Below are 15,784 nucleotides of genomic sequence, written 5' to 3'. Positions count from 1 at the left end.
GTTTTAGTTCTTCTTTTTTTGTTTCTTTTTTTGTTTTTTATTCTTTTTTATAGTTTTTTCGACTCCATTCTTTTGGAGCTCCACAAAAGCCTCATATTTTTCGAGGGGTAGGCTTGCCTTAAGTTCCTCGTCTTGCCTCAATGTTATTTTCTCATAAACCTCACGCATTTTTTCTGGCGGAAGTTTTAAGATTTGAGCCTCAATTCTTTCTTGAACGTACTTTTTTAAAATTGAACTTAGTATAGCACTTTCAAAATCATTTAGCTGTAAGGCTTCCGTAATAGAGGGCATTTCACCATCTACCAATTCTTCGGCCGTTTTTGGCTCTTCTTCCTTTGGTGCCTCTTGGGCCTGTGGTATAGAGCTTCTTTGCCTTCCGTATCCATAACCCCTGCCATACCCATAACCACCACTTCCATAGCCATATTGACTATAAACTTCCGCTCCTGTGAACAAAAGCAGAGTTAATACCAATAATCTGAAGCCATTCAATTTCTTTGTACTTCTCATGATGTTTGATTTTGAATTTGGACTTTGGTTTAAGTCGCTTTGGTTAATAATTTGTTAATAGTTTCTCTAATTTTAAGGGATCTTAAGAAATCAGGTTTTTGATATTTTCTGGCGGTCTGCCAATTATCGCAGTATTATTCTTGATAACTATTGGTCTTTCAATGAGTTTGGGGTTTTCAATCATAGCATCCAGGATTTCTTCCTGGGTCAATAGTCGATTTCTATATTTCTCCTTCCAGACGGCCTCGTTTTTTCGGACCAAATTTTCCGCTGTTATACCTAAACAATGCAGAACCTTGCGCAATTCTTCCTTTGAGGGAACCTCCTCCATATATTTTATAACTTCAAACTCCTTGCCAGAATTTTCCAATATTTCCAGACCTTCCCTTGATTTTCTACATCTGGGGTTGTGGTAAATTTTAATCATTGTTGAATCACATTTATATTACTCTTCCTCTTTCTGTCCCATTATCATAAGATAGGCCTTTAAAAAGGAATCTATCTCCCCGTCCATGACAGCATCCACATTGCCCGTTTCCTCACCTGTACGCACGTCCTTTACCAGCTTATATGGGTGCATGACATAATTCCTTATTTGTGAACCCCATTCTATCTTCATTTTGGAGGATTCTATTTCTTGGCGGGCTTCCATTTTTTTTCGCAATTCTATCTCATAAAGCTGGGATTTCAACATTTTCATGGCAGTTGCCCTATTGTCGTGCTGACTTCTTGAATCCGAACACGATATTTGAATACCGGTAGGATGATGTACCAATTGTACTTTGGTCTCCACCTTGTTCACGTTCTGACCTCCCGCGCCGCTTGACCTCGCCGTTGTAATGGTAATATCAGCCGGATTAACATCTATCTCAATACTGTCGTCGACCAAAGGGTACACATAAACAGAAACAAAAGATGTATGCCTTTTGGCATTACTGTCAAAAGGAGAAATCCTCACCAATCTATGCACGCCGTTCTCACCTTTTAGCCAACCGAAGGCATATGCGCCATCAATCTCAAGTGTTACTGTCTTAATGCCGGCAACATCACCTTCTTGGAAGTTTAGTTCTTTTATTTTATAACCGTTCTTTTCGGCCCACATCATATACATCCGCATCAACATGGAGGCCCAGTCGCAACTCTCCGTTCCACCCGCTCCAGCAGTAATTTGAAGTACTGCTGGAAGCTCATCCCCTTCTTCGGAAAGCATATTCTTGAATTCCATTTTTTCCAAGGAATTCAATGCTTTTTCATATTGTTTTTCTACCTCCTCTTCAGAAACTTCACCTTCCTGTAGAAACTCGATAAGGACTTCCAAGTCGGTTACCAGCGTCTTGGCTGCATTGAAATCGTCAACCCATTGCTTTTTGGATTGGATGTATTTCATATGGGCCTGAGCTTCCTGTGGGTTGTCCCAAAAATTGGGTGCCAAGGTCTTTTCCTGCTCGTTCTCTATTTCAATAAGTTTGGCATCAATGTCAAAGATACCTCCTTAACGCACCAAGGCGATCAATAAGACCTTTATAGTGGTCCGTAGTAATTATCATCTGTGATATTTTTTGGTAAAAGTACTATTCTTTTTGACCAATTTTGAATTAGTTTGTTGGGATTATTGCTGTATTTGCCTTTGATGGTTTTTTACCACGACGGAATGTGTCGTTGTATGGTTTCCTAAGGAATGGACGATGCCCTTTAGAGGGGAACAATCATTATAATCCTTGCCATGGCAGACTTTAATGTGGTTCATATTGGCAAGTACATCGTTGGTAGGATCAAGGCCTAACCAACCGTAACTGGGTACATAAGCCTCTACCCATGCATGCATTTGTGAATCTCCCAAATACCCACTTTCATGGTTTAGATAACCCGCAACGTATCTACACGGTATATTATTTTGGCGGCAAATGGCGCAAAATAGATGGGCAAAGTCTTGACAGACCCCTGTTCGCTGTTTCAAGATAATCTCCAATGTAGAAGTTGTGTCCGTTACCCCAGACCTATACGCAATATGGGAATGTGTCCAATGGTTTAAATCTTTTAGGTTCTCAAAAACTCCCCTGTAGTTTTCAAATTGGAAAAGGCCCTGCTTCTCTTTGGGTATTTTGGTCAAGGATGTTACTTTTAAAAACTGTTCAAAATCGATTTTGAATTCAAGCGAACCAATTTCCTTCCATGAAGATTCAACCTGGGCAAAACTAGTTTGTTCCGGTAGGTTTTTCTTTGATTTTAGTACTTTAAACGTGGCTTCAAAGGAAATATTTTTGAACTTATTTTGGGGATGTACCTTAATGGTATTGAAGCCAAATCCATTAATCGAGAATTGGTCGATGCAATGTAAGGAATTGGAAAAATCGAACTCCTTTAATTTTTGAGTGTCGTTTTCAAGGGGAATGATCAAAAATTGCCAATACGCGTCATGGACCCAATTATCATAGATATTTTCAGATTTGTAGGTAACCGTATATTCTTTGCGCATCTGGAATGTAAAAGTAGCTTATTTGTAAACACTAATAGCTAAAAAACTCCTCGTCTACCTTATTGCTAATTTTGTCAAGACTGCTAAGGATATTTTCAATAAAAGATTTAATATCCTGTTCAATTTCTTCGATATACTTGTACTCATACTCGGCCCGTACCCTTCCAATAAGGAAGGCCGTGGATTCTTTATTATAGCGTCTCTCCGGGTTTAGGATTTTTACATGTTCATAAAATTGATTCAAGGAATTCATGACCGATCTTGGACAATTTGGGTTTAGGATCAAAAATTCCAAGGTGGAAATGCTGGTAGGCGTTTTTTTGTAATACCTCCGCATCATATCGTAGGATTCCGCACATTTTAGCAGCGTTGTCCACTCAAAGCTTTTTGTAAATGCGTCCTCATAACTTCCCTGGGCCAAAATGGCATCATTATATTTGGAGTTTATCATTCTAGTAATCTGTGTGGCCCTTTCGATATTTACACCCATCATAATTATGGCATAAACAGAGTCGTGCAATAGGGTTCCCCTTATCTTCCCCCTTAGAATGGCGCTCATTTCCGTAACGTGGGTGGTAAAATCATGGAGCCCACTCTTAACGAATACTTCCTTTGGGTAATTGAGCACAAAGTGGTAGAATTTATTGATGGATTCATAGAGTTCCGTAGAAATCAAATCCCGGGCACTATTTGCATTTTCCCTTGCATATCTAACGTTGTTCAGAATAGAGGTAACAAAATTGGTGTCTACACCTACTTTAAATAAGACATCTTCCTCATTGAGGATAATTTGGGAGTCTTTTACGGGTTCCCCAACCATGAACAACATAGATCTAAGTACAAATTGTCTGTCCTGTGAAATATGGTTGGGTGCATCCAAAGATGAAAAATAGTTCACGTTCATGTAACGTGCAATATGTTCGGAACGCTCTATGTATCGTCCCATCCAAAAAAGATTGTTGGCTACTCTTGCTAGCATGTGTAATTTATTTTTTTAGGACCCAGGTATCTTTGGAACCACCACCTTGGGAGGAGTTGACAATTAAATTCCCTTTTTTGAGGGCCACTCGCGTTAATCCGCCTTTTAATACAAATTCCTTGTCCTTGCCCAATATGGTAAAAGTTCTTAAATCTACATGGCGTTGTTCAAAGGATTCGGTATCGTCTATATAAGTAGGGTGCACGGATAGCGACATGATGGGCTGTGCGACATATTTTCTGGGATTTTCCTTCACTTGTTTGCGTACTTCCTCAATTTCTTTTTGGGTAAGGCGATTTCCTATGGAGATACCATAGCCGCCCGCTTCGTCCACGGGTTTTATGACCAATTCCGATATATTTTCCAACACAAAGTTCAATTCTTCCGGTCTACTGCAATGATAGGTGTGTACATTGTTAAGTATGGGTTCTTCTTTTAAATAGTATTTGATGATTTCCGGCATGTAGGTGTACACGGCCTTGTCATCGGCTACCCCCGTGCCAGGGGCATTGGCCAGGGTGACATTGCCTTTTTTGTAGGCAGCAAATAATCCTGGAACACCCAAAGCGGAATCCGGCCTAAACTCCAAGGGATCCAAGAAGGCATCGTCTATTCTTCGATAGATCACATCGACCTTTTCCGGTCCTTTTATCGTTTTCATATATACAAAATCGTTCTCCACGAACAAATCCCTACCTTCTACCAGCTCAACGCCCATAGTCTTGGCCAAATAGGAATGCTCATAAAAAGCGGAATTATACATACCTGGGGTAATGACCACGCAGTTTGGAATATCCACACCCTTGGGTTTTACGGATTCCAACTGCTCCAAAAGGTTTTCGGCATAATCCGTAACGGTGTAGGTCTGATAATGGTTAAAAACACCAAATAAAGCCCTTTTTAAAGCCGTCCTGTTACAAATCACATAACTTACACCAGACGGACATCTAATATTGTCCTCCAAAACATAGTATTGACCATCCTTGTGTTTTATAATGTCCGTTCCAGATATGTGATTATAAATGCCGCCAGGCGGATTCAATCCGTTCATCTGATCTAAATAGTTGGCCGAGGAGGTAATGAGTTCCAAAGGGACTACCTTGTCCTTAAGTATGTTTTTATCGTGATAAATGTCCCATAAAAATAGGTTTAAAGCCTTGGCCCGTTGAATGGACCCTCTTTCGATTACATCCCATTCATCCTGGTCGATGATTCGTGGAAATAAATCAAAGGGAAAAATCTTTTCTTGAACATTGTCTTCCCCATATACTTGAAAGGTGATGCCTTGATTGAAAAAGGAGGCTTTCGCTTTGGAATTAAGATTGATATAATCTTGGATGGAATGACCTCCATAAATATCAAAAAGTTTTTGGTATACGTCCTTTATGTTTCCGTTGCTATCGTAGATTTCATCAAATAAATCAGGGTTTCTCTGATAGGAAGAAAAAATTTGATTCTCAATGTTAGACATACATTATGTTTTTTTAAAAGGTATAAAATTTTATAGAAAGTCCACTTGGCATTTTAATATTAATTGTATGTGATAATTTTCTTTTCAATAAAAATTCAGTGTCATTTTTAGATAAGCCTACGTTTCTCCATTTATGGAACTACCAGTTCATATTTTAGCTTTAAATTATCTATTTTTAACTCCAAACTAATTTAGAAAATGAAAGATTCAAGCCCATTTTGGTTATTATTGCTCCTTTGCTGTTTCACACAAGCTTATGGCCAGTTCTCAGAGAATAAAAAGAATTATGAAAAGTTCGAAGGTCTTTTTGATTTTTACTACGATTCCAAGACGGACAAAATCTATCTGGAGGTTCCTGATTTGGAAAAGGAATTTCTCTATGTTTCTTCCCTGAGCAGTGGTATAGGAAGTAATGATATTGGCTTGGATAGGGGTCAATTGGGAAATGAGCAGGTAGTGTTCTTTAGAAAAGTGGGAAACAAACTCATGTTGGTTCAGCCTAATTTAAAGTTTAGGGCCTTGACGGATAATGCCCTTGAAAAGAAATCCGTAGAGCAGGCATTCGCCAAATCCATATTATATGGTTTTCCTATAGAAGAGGAAAAAAATGGAACGTATGTTATAGATATATCCGGATTTTTAATGCAGGACACCCATGGTGTAATTCAAAGACTGCAAAGAACCGATCAAGGAAACTATAGTTTGGACAAGGAGAAGAGTGCCATGGCTATGGATAGGACCAAGGCTTTTCCCAAGAATATAGAATTTGACGTAACATTGACTTTTAAGGGAAGTCCAAAAGGAAGTTATGTACGAAGTGTGGTGCCAAACCCAGAGCTTATCACCGTGGCCCAACATCATTCCTTTGTAGAACTTCCGGACGATGGTTTTGAAAAAAGGGAATTTGACCCGCGGTCCGGGGCCTATCCCTTTGCCTACTACGATTATGCAACTCCCGTAGAGGAATCCCTGATTAAAAGGTTTATCCCTAGGCACCGATTGAAAAAGAAAAACCCCGATGCCGAAATTAGTGAAGCTGTCGAGCCAATCATTTATTATTTGGATAACGGAACACCGGAACCTGTGCGAAGTGCACTATTGGAAGGCGGGAAATGGTGGAACCAGGCCTTTGAGGCCATTGGTTATAAGGATGCTTTTCAGGTAAAAATGCTACCCGACGATGCAGATCCTTTGGATGTGCGGTACAATGTGATACAATGGGTACACCGATCCACAAGAGGGTGGAGCTATGGTTCCAGTGTATCTGACCCAAGAACCGGGGAAATCATTAAAGGGCATGTGAGTTTGGGAAGTTTACGTATCCGTCAGGATTTCTTGATCGCCCAGGCCCTTATGAACAAGCCCTTTGAAGAAAGGGATGACAATTACCGGCCAATGTTGGATTTGGCCTTGGCCAGAATCCGTCAATTATCGGCCCATGAAATAGGACATACGTTGGGCTTTTCACACAACTTTGCTGCCAGTACCAATGGTAGGGCCTCGGTAATGGATTATCCACACCCGCAATTTTCCGTAAAAAATGGCCAGATCGATTTTTCAAATGCCTATGATACGGGTATTGGGGAATGGGACAAGGTAATCGTAGCCTATGCATACAGCGATTTTCCTGATGGTATCAATGAAAGGAATGCGTTGAACCAAATTTTGGAAAAAGCCACTTCAGATGGCTTACGTTACATATCCGATCAAGATGCAAGACCACAGGGCGGCGCCCACTTATATGCCCATCTTTGGGACAATGGAAAATCTATTGGGGATGAATTGCTGGACATGTTAAAGATCAGGGAGACGGCCATAGCCAACTTCTCGATCGATAATATCCGTACCAATGAGGCAAATTCCGTTTTAGAGGACGTTTTTGCCCCGTTGTTTTTTTTCCATAGATATCAAACTGAAGCAGCTACAAAGATTATAGGAGGTTTGGATTACAACTATACGGTCAAGGGGGATGGCCAATTGACCGTGGCACCGGTAGATAAGAAAATTCAGGAGCAAACTTTAAAGGCCGTTTTAAGGACTTTGGACGCTGATGAAATTGCCATTCCAAAGGACAAATTGACTCTTTTTCCTCCCAGGGCGATAGGTTTTGGAAGTACAAGGGAATCTTTTAACGGAAAGACTGGCGTCTCATTTGATGCGCTATCCGCTCCCGAAACCGCGGCAGATATGACCCTTGGATTATTACTGCATCCGGAAAGGGCCTCCAGGTTGATTCAACAAAAGGCTTTGGACCCCAACAATATTGGGTTGGAAGAGGTAATGGCGGAAGTGGTTTCCAATACCTTCGGAAAGAATCAAAAAGATTTCTATATACGTGAAGTGCAGCAAAACATAAATTTTAGGGTGCTTTTTCATCTGATGAACTTGGCAGCAAGTGATGCCGTCCATCCACAAGTAAATGCGATAGCCAATATGCAACTTAAAAAGTTAAATTCAGTAAATATGGAGAATGCGGCGATCAAAGGTGAAATAAACCGTAGGATTGCTAATTTTTATGAGCATCCTAGTAATTTCAAGGTGGTTCCCGCACCCAAGCTTCCTGATGGTTCGCCTATAGGGATGGATTGTTTTCATTAATCATAAGCATTAGCATTTCATGAAAATTAATTTGATAAGCGATACTGTCACGAAACCAACCCCAGGAATGTTGGATGCGATGATGTCCGCTAATGTTGGTGACGACGTATTTAAAAATGACCCCTCAGTGAATGCCTTGGAGGAAAAAGTAGCAAAGATGTTCGGGATGGAGGCAGCACTTTTTTTTCCAAGTGGGACGATGACCAACCAAACCGCCATTAAATTGCATACCCAGCCTGGGGAACAGTTGATATGCGATAAGTATGCTCATGTTTTCAACTATGAGGGCGGTGGTGTAAGTTTTAATAGTGGGGTTTCCTGCAGGCTTTTAGATGGCCATCGAGGTATGGTAACTGCCAAACAGGTGGAGGAGGCAATCAATCCTCCCGATTTTTACCACAGCCCGTTGACTTCCTTGGTATGTATTGAAAATACCACAAACAAAGGGGGAGGGGGCTGTTGGGATATTGAGGAGCTGCAAAGGATAAAAAAGGTCTGTGAAAAGCATAGGCTGCACTATCATTTGGACGGCGCTAGATTGTGGAATGCCTTGGTTGCAAAAAATGAAACTCCTGAACAGTACGGTAAACTCTTTGAAACCATCAGTGTTTGCTTGAGCAAAGGTTTGGGCTGCCCGGTAGGTTCGGTACTCTTGGGCAGTAAGGAGCACATTCACAATGCATTAAGAATACGAAAAATTTTGGGTGGGGGCATGCGGCAATCTGGATTCTTGGCGGCTGCGGGGATTTATGCCCTGGACCATCATATTGAAAGATTGGCGGAAGACCATTCAAAAGCCGCTGAAATTGGTAGGGAACTCAACACCTTGTCTTTTATAAAAAAAGTGGAGCCCATTGAAACCAACATCGTCATTTTTGAAATAGACGAGGACTATATGTCCAGTGCCGACTTTAATTCAAGATTGGTGGAGAAGGATATCCATATAATCAGCATGGGTCAGGGTAAGCTGCGTATGGTAACCCACATGGACTATACGGATGAAATGCACGCTTATTTTTTGGGGACATTAAAACGATTATAAGTAAGGACGCTTGGTGACCTTTATTGAATCAAGATATTCTTCAGGTTCTTTATTCCATTTTCCATACCTGCCTCGGAATTGTAAAGACCACTGCTACCAACTACTGTACCTTGCCCATTTTTAAGGTTAAAAAGAAATTTCCCTTCAAAGTTTGTTTTTCGCTCAAAACGCTTGACGGGAAGATTGGTGTCCTTGAGTTCGTTAAGGGTGTTCTCCAAGGATTTGGAGTCTGCGAATTCCACACTTTCCAACAATATCTTTCCCGTGGCAGATTTTACCACAAACTGATAATATTTATCCTCCTTGTTTTTTACCTCGATCATACCAATTCTTTCCTTTAAAGATAGGTAATTTGAACGTATGCGATTGGAATACTTGATTTGCTAATCGTGTTTGGAAATAATCCGATACTTCCTTTAAAATCAAAAGTTAACTTCCTTGGGATACCACAAGGGCTTGCCCTTCATTTTTATTATTTGAAAAGGGAATCCATACCGGGTATATTGGGCATTCCCTCCTTGGCGACGGCTGCCAATTCCGTTTCCTGTACGCTAGTCGCCCTTTTTATGGCCTTATTTAATGTTAGGATAAGATAATCTTCCAATTGTTCCTTGTCCGATAGTAGTTCATTGGAAATATCGATTTTTTTGATTTCCCTATTGGCGGTTACGGTAACCATAAGGGAACCGTCCGAAGATTTTTCATCGATTAGGACCGTGTCCATTCTTTTTTTGGTTTCTTCCACTTTTTTCTGGGTCTCTTTAAGTTTTCCCATCATGCCCATCATATCTCCAAACATAGCTTACTGTATTTTGTTTACATTTCAAAGTTAATGAAATGTTCACATTCCTGCTTGTAACAATTTCAGTAAAACTATCATTCGTTGCTCCAAAGAATAAGTTTATTTTTGCGACCATCTGTAATTGGAAAAGTGGAACGCATGACAACATGGAAAGCCCCTAGAGCTAGAAAAGAACCAAAGGAATTGGTCGCCCATAACGATGTTAGGATTGATAATTACTATTGGCTCAATCAAAGGGAAAATCCAGAGGTCCTGGCCTATCTACAAAGTGAAAATGACTTTTACGAAAAGGGCACTGGGCACACCAAGGCCTTTCAAGAGGAACTTTTCAAGGAAATGAAATCAAGGATAAAGGAAGATGACGCTTCGGTTCCCTATAAATTGGATGGCTATTGGTATAAAACGAAATATGAAATAGGAAACGAGTACCCAATTTATTCTCGTTTTAGGGAAACCTTGGATTCCGAAGAGGAAATTATGTTCGATGGAAATGAGATGGCCAAGGGAACCGATTATTTTAGTTTGGGCGGAATTGCCGTTAGTCCGGATAATTCGTTGGCCATATTTGGAGTGGATACGGTTTCCAGGAGGCAATACACGCTTCAGGTTAAAAACTTGCGGACGGGTGAAATTTATCCGGAGAAAATAGAGAACACCACAGGAGGCGGTGTTTGGTCCAACGACAACAAAACCTTTTATTACACCAAGAAAGACCCCGTAACCTTACGTTCCGATAAAATTTATAAACATATTTTGGGAACCCCGGTGACTGATGATATCCTGGTGTTTCATGAGGAGGATGATACCTTTAGCACGTTTGTCTATAAGACTAAGTCTAAAAAGTACATTGTAATTGGGTCCCATAGTACCTTGACCTCTGAGTTTCAGATGCTATCTCTTGAAAGTCCGGAAGAGGGCTTTAAAATATTTGCGCCAAGGGAAAGAGGGGTGGAGTATTCTATTTTCCATTTTGATGATTCGTTTTATATTCTCACCAACAAGGATGGAGCTACCAATTTTAAGTTGATGAAGGTAGGGGAGAACCTTACAAATTCAGACTATTGGGAAGAATTCATTCCCCACCGGGAGGATGTATTGTTGGAGGATGTGGATATTTTTAAGGAATACTATGTGCTTTCTGAACGGGAAAACGGACTCAACCAAATCAAAATTGTAAGATGGGATGGTTCGGATGCCTATTACCTACCTTTTTCGAGCGAAACCTACACGGCCCACGTGGGGAACAATCGGGATTTTGACACGCATATTCTCAGATATTCTTACAATTCATTGACCACTCCAAGTTCTGTGATCGACTTTAATATGGCGACCAAGGAAGAAACCGTCATGAAAGTGCAAGAGGTATTGGGGGGCAATTTTGACAAGGATAGGTATGTTGAAATGCGCCTTTGGGCGCCAGCAAGGGACGGGTCAAAAATTCCCATTTCCTTGGTTCACCATAAGGACACCCATCTTTCCAAGGACACTCCGCTGTTACAATATGCCTACGGTTCATATGGGTACACCATCGACCCTTATTTTTCAACCGTACGGTTGAGCCTCTTGGATAGAGGGTTTGCCTACGCTATTGCCCATATTCGGGGAGGTGAGTATTTGGGCAGACAATGGTATGAGGATGGTAAGCTTTTAAGCAAGATGAACACGTTCACGGACTTTATCGATTGTTCCAAATACCTTATTGACCAGCATTTGACCAGTGCGGAACATTTGTATGCCATGGGAGGTTCCGCAGGGGGTCTTTTGATGGGGGTCGTTATCAATATGGCCCCGGAACTGTATAATGGGGTCATTGCGTCTGTTCCTTTTGTGGATGTGGTAACCACAATGCTGGATGATTCCATTCCGCTTACCACGGGGGAATATGATGAATGGGGTAATCCAAATGAATTGGAATATTACAATTACATGAAGTCCTATTCCCCCTATGATAATGTAAAGGCACAGGATTATCCCAATTTATATATTACAACGGGATTGCACGATTCCCAAGTTCAATATTTTGAACCGGCAAAATGGGTGGCAAAATTAAGGGAACTGAAAAAAAATGACAAGCTACTTTATTTTGATATAAACATGGAAGCGGGTCATGGCGGTGCCTCCGGAAGGTTTGAGGCATTAAGGGAAGCCGTTAAGGAGTATGCTTTTTTGTTGGATTTGGAAGGAAAAATAGTACTGTAGAAAAAAAATAGTAGATTTGTAGCAAAGTTTAACAAATCCATGATTTGTTAAATACAAACAAAACTTATCCCCCCTATGGAAAATAAGATAAAGGCTAACAACAATATCTTAGAATTAATTGGGAAAACACCGCTGGTAAAACTTAACAAGATTACCGAAAACTTTACAGGTGACTTTTATGCCAAAGTTGAGGCATTTAATCCGGGGCATTCCTCCAAAGACCGTATCGCGATACACATTATAGAAGAAGCCGAGAAAAAGGGTATCTTGACGGAAGGTAGTACCATCATTGAAACTACCTCTGGTAATACAGGTTTTAGCATTGCCATGGTAAGTATCATAAAAGGTTACAAGTGCATCTTGGCGGTTAGTTCAAAATCCTCTGCGGATAAAATAGATATGCTTCGTTCCATGGGTGCTGAGGTTTATGTATGTCCGGCCCACGTAAGTGCGGATGACCCAAGATCCTATTATCAGGTTGCCAAGCGATTGCATAGTGAAACAAAAAATTCTATCTATATAAATCAGTACTTCAATGAACTGAATATGGATGCGCATTACAGGTCCACAGGTCCAGAAATTTGGGAGCAGACCGCTGGGCAGATTACCCATTTGGTGGCTTGTAGCGGAACTGGTGGGACCATATCCGGAACCGCACGTTACTTAAAGGAGCAAAATCCGAATATCAAGATTATCGGTGTGGATGCCTACGGATCCGTATTGAAAAAATATCATGAAACGGGTAACTTGGATACCAATGAAATTTACCCATACCGAATTGAAGGATTGGGTAAAAATTTGATACCATCTGCGACCGACTTTCAAATTATCGATGAGTTTATTAAAGTAACCGATGCCGAAAGTGCGCATACTGCAAGGGAAATTTCAAGGACAGAGGGCATTTTTGTAGGCTACACAAGTGGAGCCGCCATGCAGGCAGTGAAACAATTGGACGAATTGGGTACGTTTGACAAGGATAGTAAAGTAGTGGTCATATTCCCAGACCATGGTTCAAGATACATGAGCAAAATATATAGTGATCAATGGATGGACGATCAAGGATTTTTGGAAGCGAATCCCGTTGAGGCAAAACAGGAAATTCAATTTATAAAATAAGAATCCCTTTAAGGAATATATAGAAGCGGGCATTAGGCCCGCTTTTTTTGTGTCTATAAATAATTTATGAATGCTGTCCAAAAATTTTTACTTTTGCAGGCAGAATCAAAATTTGGCAATGAGAGACTTATTTGAAAGAATCATAGAGAATAAAGGCCCTTTGGGGAAATGGGCTTCACAGGCAGAAGGATATTTTGTATTTCCAAAGTTGGAAGGTCCCATTTCCAATAGGATGAAGTTCCAAGGGAAAGATGTTATCACTTGGAGTATAAACGATTATTTAGGTCTTGCCAATTTGCCCGAAATAAAAAAGGTGGATGGTGAAGCTGCGGCCGAGCACGGAGCTGCATACCCCATGGGAGCAAGAATGATGAGCGGGCATACAGATTACCATGAACAATTGGAAAAGGAGTTGGCCGCATTTGTCAATAAAGAGGCTTCTTACCTGCTTAATTTTGGGTACCAAGGATTTATGTCCGTTGTTGATGCACTGGTGACCAAAGACGATATCATTGTATATGATGTGGACTGCCATGCATGTATTATTGATGGGGTTAGATTGCATATGGGCAAAAGATTCACGTTTACCCATAACAACGCCGAGAGTCTGGAAAAGAACCTTGAACGTGCCACCAAATTGGCAGAGCAGACTGGGGGCGGCATTTTGGTGATTTCCGAAGGTGTTTTTGGTATGCGTGGAGAGCAAGGTATTTTGAAAGAAATAGTCGCTTTAAAGAAGAAATTCAGTTTTAGGTTGTTGGTAGATGATGCCCATGGTTTTGGTACTTTGGGTAAAACCGGAGCTGGAGCCGGTGAAGAACAAGGTATTCAGGATGATATTGATGTGTATTTGGCGACGTTTGCCAAGTCAATGGCCAGTATAGGAGCTTTTGTAGCCGCCGATCAGGAAATCATAGACTACTTGAAATACAACTTGCGTTCCCAGATGTTCGCAAAATCCCTCCCCATGGTCTATGTGAAAGGAGCATTAAAACGTTTGGATATGCTGCGAACCATGCCTGAACTTAAAGCAAAGCTTTGGGAAAATGTCAATGCACTTCAAAATGGACTTAAGGAGAGAGGCTTTGATATTGGAACGACCACCAGTTGTGTGACCCCTGTGTATTTAAACGGTAGTATTCCTGAAGCCATGGCACTTGTGAAGGATTTGAGGGAGAATTACGGAATATTTTGTTCTATCGTGGTATATCCGGTTATTCCTAAGGGTTTGATTTTGTTGCGATTGATTCCAACGGCTACCCATACCATAGAGGATATTAATGAGACTTTGGATGCTTTTTCAGCTATACGGGATCGACTGGAAAATGGGACCTATAAAAGATTATCGGCCGCGGTTGCTGCTGCCATGGGAGAATAATGAAGCATTCTTTTACCCTTAAAAAAAGGCTCAAACGATACGTTTGAGCCTTTTTTTATAGGTTTTTCCTATAAGTCCTTCTTCTCTTGTAGACAGTTGGACTGAAATGCTTCCACATTTGTTTTATGGCGAGGTTATCCTCCAATTCTGGGGTCCTATAGCACATTTGAACACCTTTTTTCTTAAATGTTTTATAATATTCATTGAATATGATGGCCGTGACGCCTTTGTTTTGATATTCAGGATGGATTCCTATTAAATAAAAGATGGCATCTTTGTTATTCTTTTTTGCTGACAATAGATAAAAAATACCTAAAGGGAACAATTTGCCTTTTGCCTTTTGTAAAGCTTTTGAATAGGAAGGCATTACGATTGCAAAGGAAATTAGTTTGTCGTTCTTGTCAAGGATAAATTTTATATACTCAGGATTTATAAAACTGATATATCTTTTTTTGAAATAGGCCTTTTGTATTTCGGTAATGGGAACAAAAGACGAAAGTTTGGCATAGGTTGCATTAAAAAGATCGAACATCTCGTCCACAAAGGGCATTACCTCTTTGGTATTGGTAAAGTTCTTTTCCCTAAGACCATACCTTCTTTTGACAATATCGTTTAGTTTGGTAAAAAGGGCAGGGTCTGCGTTACTTGCAGGAAACTTATTTTCTAGGTATTCTTTCTCCTTAACAAATCCAAAATCGGTATAGTGCTTTTCATAATAGGGATGGTTATACCAAGTAACCATAGAGCCTAAATGATCAAAACCATCTACTAGCACGCCTACCTTGTCCAGATTGGAAAAGCCCACCGGGCCTTCCATGAATTCCAGGTCATTTTCCCTTCCTATTTCCGCGACTTTATCCAATAAAATTTTGGAAACATTTGTGTCATCAATAAAATCGAACCAGCCAAATCGCATTTTCTTGATGCTTTGCTGTCCAATTTCCAATCGGTTGATAATAGCGGCCACCCTGCCCACTAAGGTACGTTCCTTATAAGCCAGAAAAAACCGGGCATCCGCATCTTTAAACACCGGATTTATATCCTTGTTGAACGAGTCAAGTTCGTCTTTGATTATGGGGGGGACCCAATATTTCGAATCCTTATAAAGTGAAAAAGGAAAGGTAACGAATTGCTTGAGCTCTTTCGTATTGGCAACCTCTTTTAGTTTAATCATCGATGCTTCTTAGAAGCATCAATATTAGGAATATTAATC

At 40.5% G+C, this 15,784-nt stretch carries 14 protein-coding genes; 5 read left to right on the top strand and 9 right to left on the bottom strand.

Translation table 11 applies throughout. From position 1 onward, the window contains the following. Nucleotides 1-3: 3 nt before the first annotated feature. The 6 genes from DZC72_RS13840 to DZC72_RS13815 form a co-directional block, all read right to left on the bottom strand. Nucleotides 4-510 carry a hypothetical protein gene (locus DZC72_RS13840; RefSeq protein ID WP_125223495.1) on the bottom strand — a complete coding sequence of 169 codons (507 nt, stop codon included), beginning with the start codon at nt 508-510 and terminating at the stop codon, nt 4-6. Nucleotides 511-592: 82 nt separating this feature from the next. Next, nucleotides 593-937 carry an arsenate reductase (glutaredoxin) gene (gene arsC, locus DZC72_RS13835; RefSeq protein WP_125223494.1) on the bottom strand — a complete coding sequence of 115 codons (345 nt, stop codon included), beginning with the start codon at nt 935-937 and terminating at the stop codon, nt 593-595. Between the two features lie 18 nt (nt 938-955). Beyond that, nucleotides 956-2,054 (bottom strand): peptide chain release factor 2 gene (gene prfB / locus DZC72_RS13830; protein ID WP_125223737.1). Its coding sequence is split into 2 segments (ribosomal slippage): nt 956-1,990 and nt 1,992-2,054, totalling 1,098 coding nucleotides; the frame shifts between segments, so codons are not numbered across the junction. Nucleotides 2,055-2,119: 65 nt separating this feature from the next. Beyond that, a complete protein-coding gene (locus DZC72_RS13825) occupies nt 2,120-2,986 on the bottom strand; it encodes a transglutaminase-like domain-containing protein (protein WP_125223493.1) in 867 nt (288 codons plus the stop codon). 31 nt (nt 2,987-3,017) lie between these two features. Continuing rightward, complete coding sequence (locus tag DZC72_RS13820) at nt 3,018-3,965, bottom strand: alpha-E domain-containing protein (RefSeq protein WP_125223492.1); 948 nt, start codon at nt 3,963-3,965, stop codon at nt 3,018-3,020. 7 nt (nt 3,966-3,972) lie between these two features. Continuing rightward, a complete protein-coding gene (locus DZC72_RS13815; RefSeq protein ID WP_125223491.1) occupies nt 3,973-5,436 on the bottom strand; it encodes a circularly permuted type 2 ATP-grasp protein in 1,464 nt (487 codons plus the stop codon). A gap of 198 nt (nt 5,437-5,634) precedes the next feature. On the opposite strand from DZC72_RS13815, the gene DZC72_RS13810 reads away from it, so the two are divergent. Both DZC72_RS13810 and DZC72_RS13805 read left to right on the top strand, forming a co-directional pair. Beyond that, nucleotides 5,635-8,034, top strand: a complete 2,400-nt coding sequence (locus DZC72_RS13810) for a zinc-dependent metalloprotease (RefSeq protein WP_125223490.1) — start codon at nt 5,635-5,637, stop codon at nt 8,032-8,034. Between the two features lie 19 nt (nt 8,035-8,053). After that, nucleotides 8,054-9,076, top strand: a complete 1,023-nt coding sequence (locus DZC72_RS13805; RefSeq protein ID WP_125223489.1) for a threonine aldolase family protein — start codon at nt 8,054-8,056, stop codon at nt 9,074-9,076. 20 nt (nt 9,077-9,096) lie between these two features. Here DZC72_RS13805 and DZC72_RS13800 read toward each other — a convergent pair whose 3' ends face one another. Together DZC72_RS13800 and DZC72_RS13795 are read right to left on the bottom strand one after the other, a co-directional pair. Then, the gene (locus DZC72_RS13800) at nt 9,097-9,399 is read right to left on the bottom strand and encodes a YegP family protein (RefSeq protein ID WP_125223488.1); all 303 of its coding nucleotides are present in this window, start codon (nt 9,397-9,399) and stop codon (nt 9,097-9,099) included. A gap of 149 nt (nt 9,400-9,548) precedes the next feature. Continuing rightward, entirely contained in the window at nt 9,549-9,875 is a 327-nt protein-coding gene (locus tag DZC72_RS13795; RefSeq protein ID WP_125223487.1) for a YbaB/EbfC family nucleoid-associated protein, read from the bottom strand. Between the two features lie 141 nt (nt 9,876-10,016). Between DZC72_RS13795 and DZC72_RS13790 the strand changes: the two genes are divergently transcribed. The 3 genes from DZC72_RS13790 (at nt 10,017) to DZC72_RS13780 (ending at nt 14,571) form a co-directional block, all read left to right on the top strand. Then, nucleotides 10,017-12,077: a S9 family peptidase gene (locus DZC72_RS13790; protein WP_125223486.1), complete on the top strand. Its 2,061-nt coding sequence runs from the start codon at nt 10,017-10,019 to the stop codon at nt 12,075-12,077. A gap of 75 nt (nt 12,078-12,152) precedes the next feature. Beyond that, nucleotides 12,153-13,193 carry a PLP-dependent cysteine synthase family protein gene (locus DZC72_RS13785; RefSeq protein ID WP_125223485.1) on the top strand — a complete coding sequence of 347 codons (1,041 nt, stop codon included), beginning with the start codon at nt 12,153-12,155 and terminating at the stop codon, nt 13,191-13,193. Between the two features lie 118 nt (nt 13,194-13,311). Next, nucleotides 13,312-14,571 carry an aminotransferase class I/II-fold pyridoxal phosphate-dependent enzyme gene (locus DZC72_RS13780; RefSeq protein WP_125223484.1) on the top strand — a complete coding sequence of 420 codons (1,260 nt, stop codon included), beginning with the start codon at nt 13,312-13,314 and terminating at the stop codon, nt 14,569-14,571. 55 nt (nt 14,572-14,626) lie between these two features. Here DZC72_RS13780 and DZC72_RS13775 read toward each other — a convergent pair whose 3' ends face one another. Then, on the bottom strand, nt 14,627-15,745 hold the full coding sequence (locus DZC72_RS13775; protein WP_125223483.1) for a GTP cyclohydrolase: 1,119 nt from the start codon (nt 15,743-15,745) through the stop codon (nt 14,627-14,629). Nucleotides 15,746-15,784: the final 39 nt, after the last annotated feature.

The organism is Maribacter algicola, from assembly GCF_003933245.1.
Lineage (GTDB): Bacteria > Bacteroidota > Bacteroidia > Flavobacteriales > Flavobacteriaceae > Maribacter > Maribacter algicola.
Note: the sequence above shows the minus strand (reverse complement) of the source record. Positions and strands in the feature narration are given on the sequence as shown.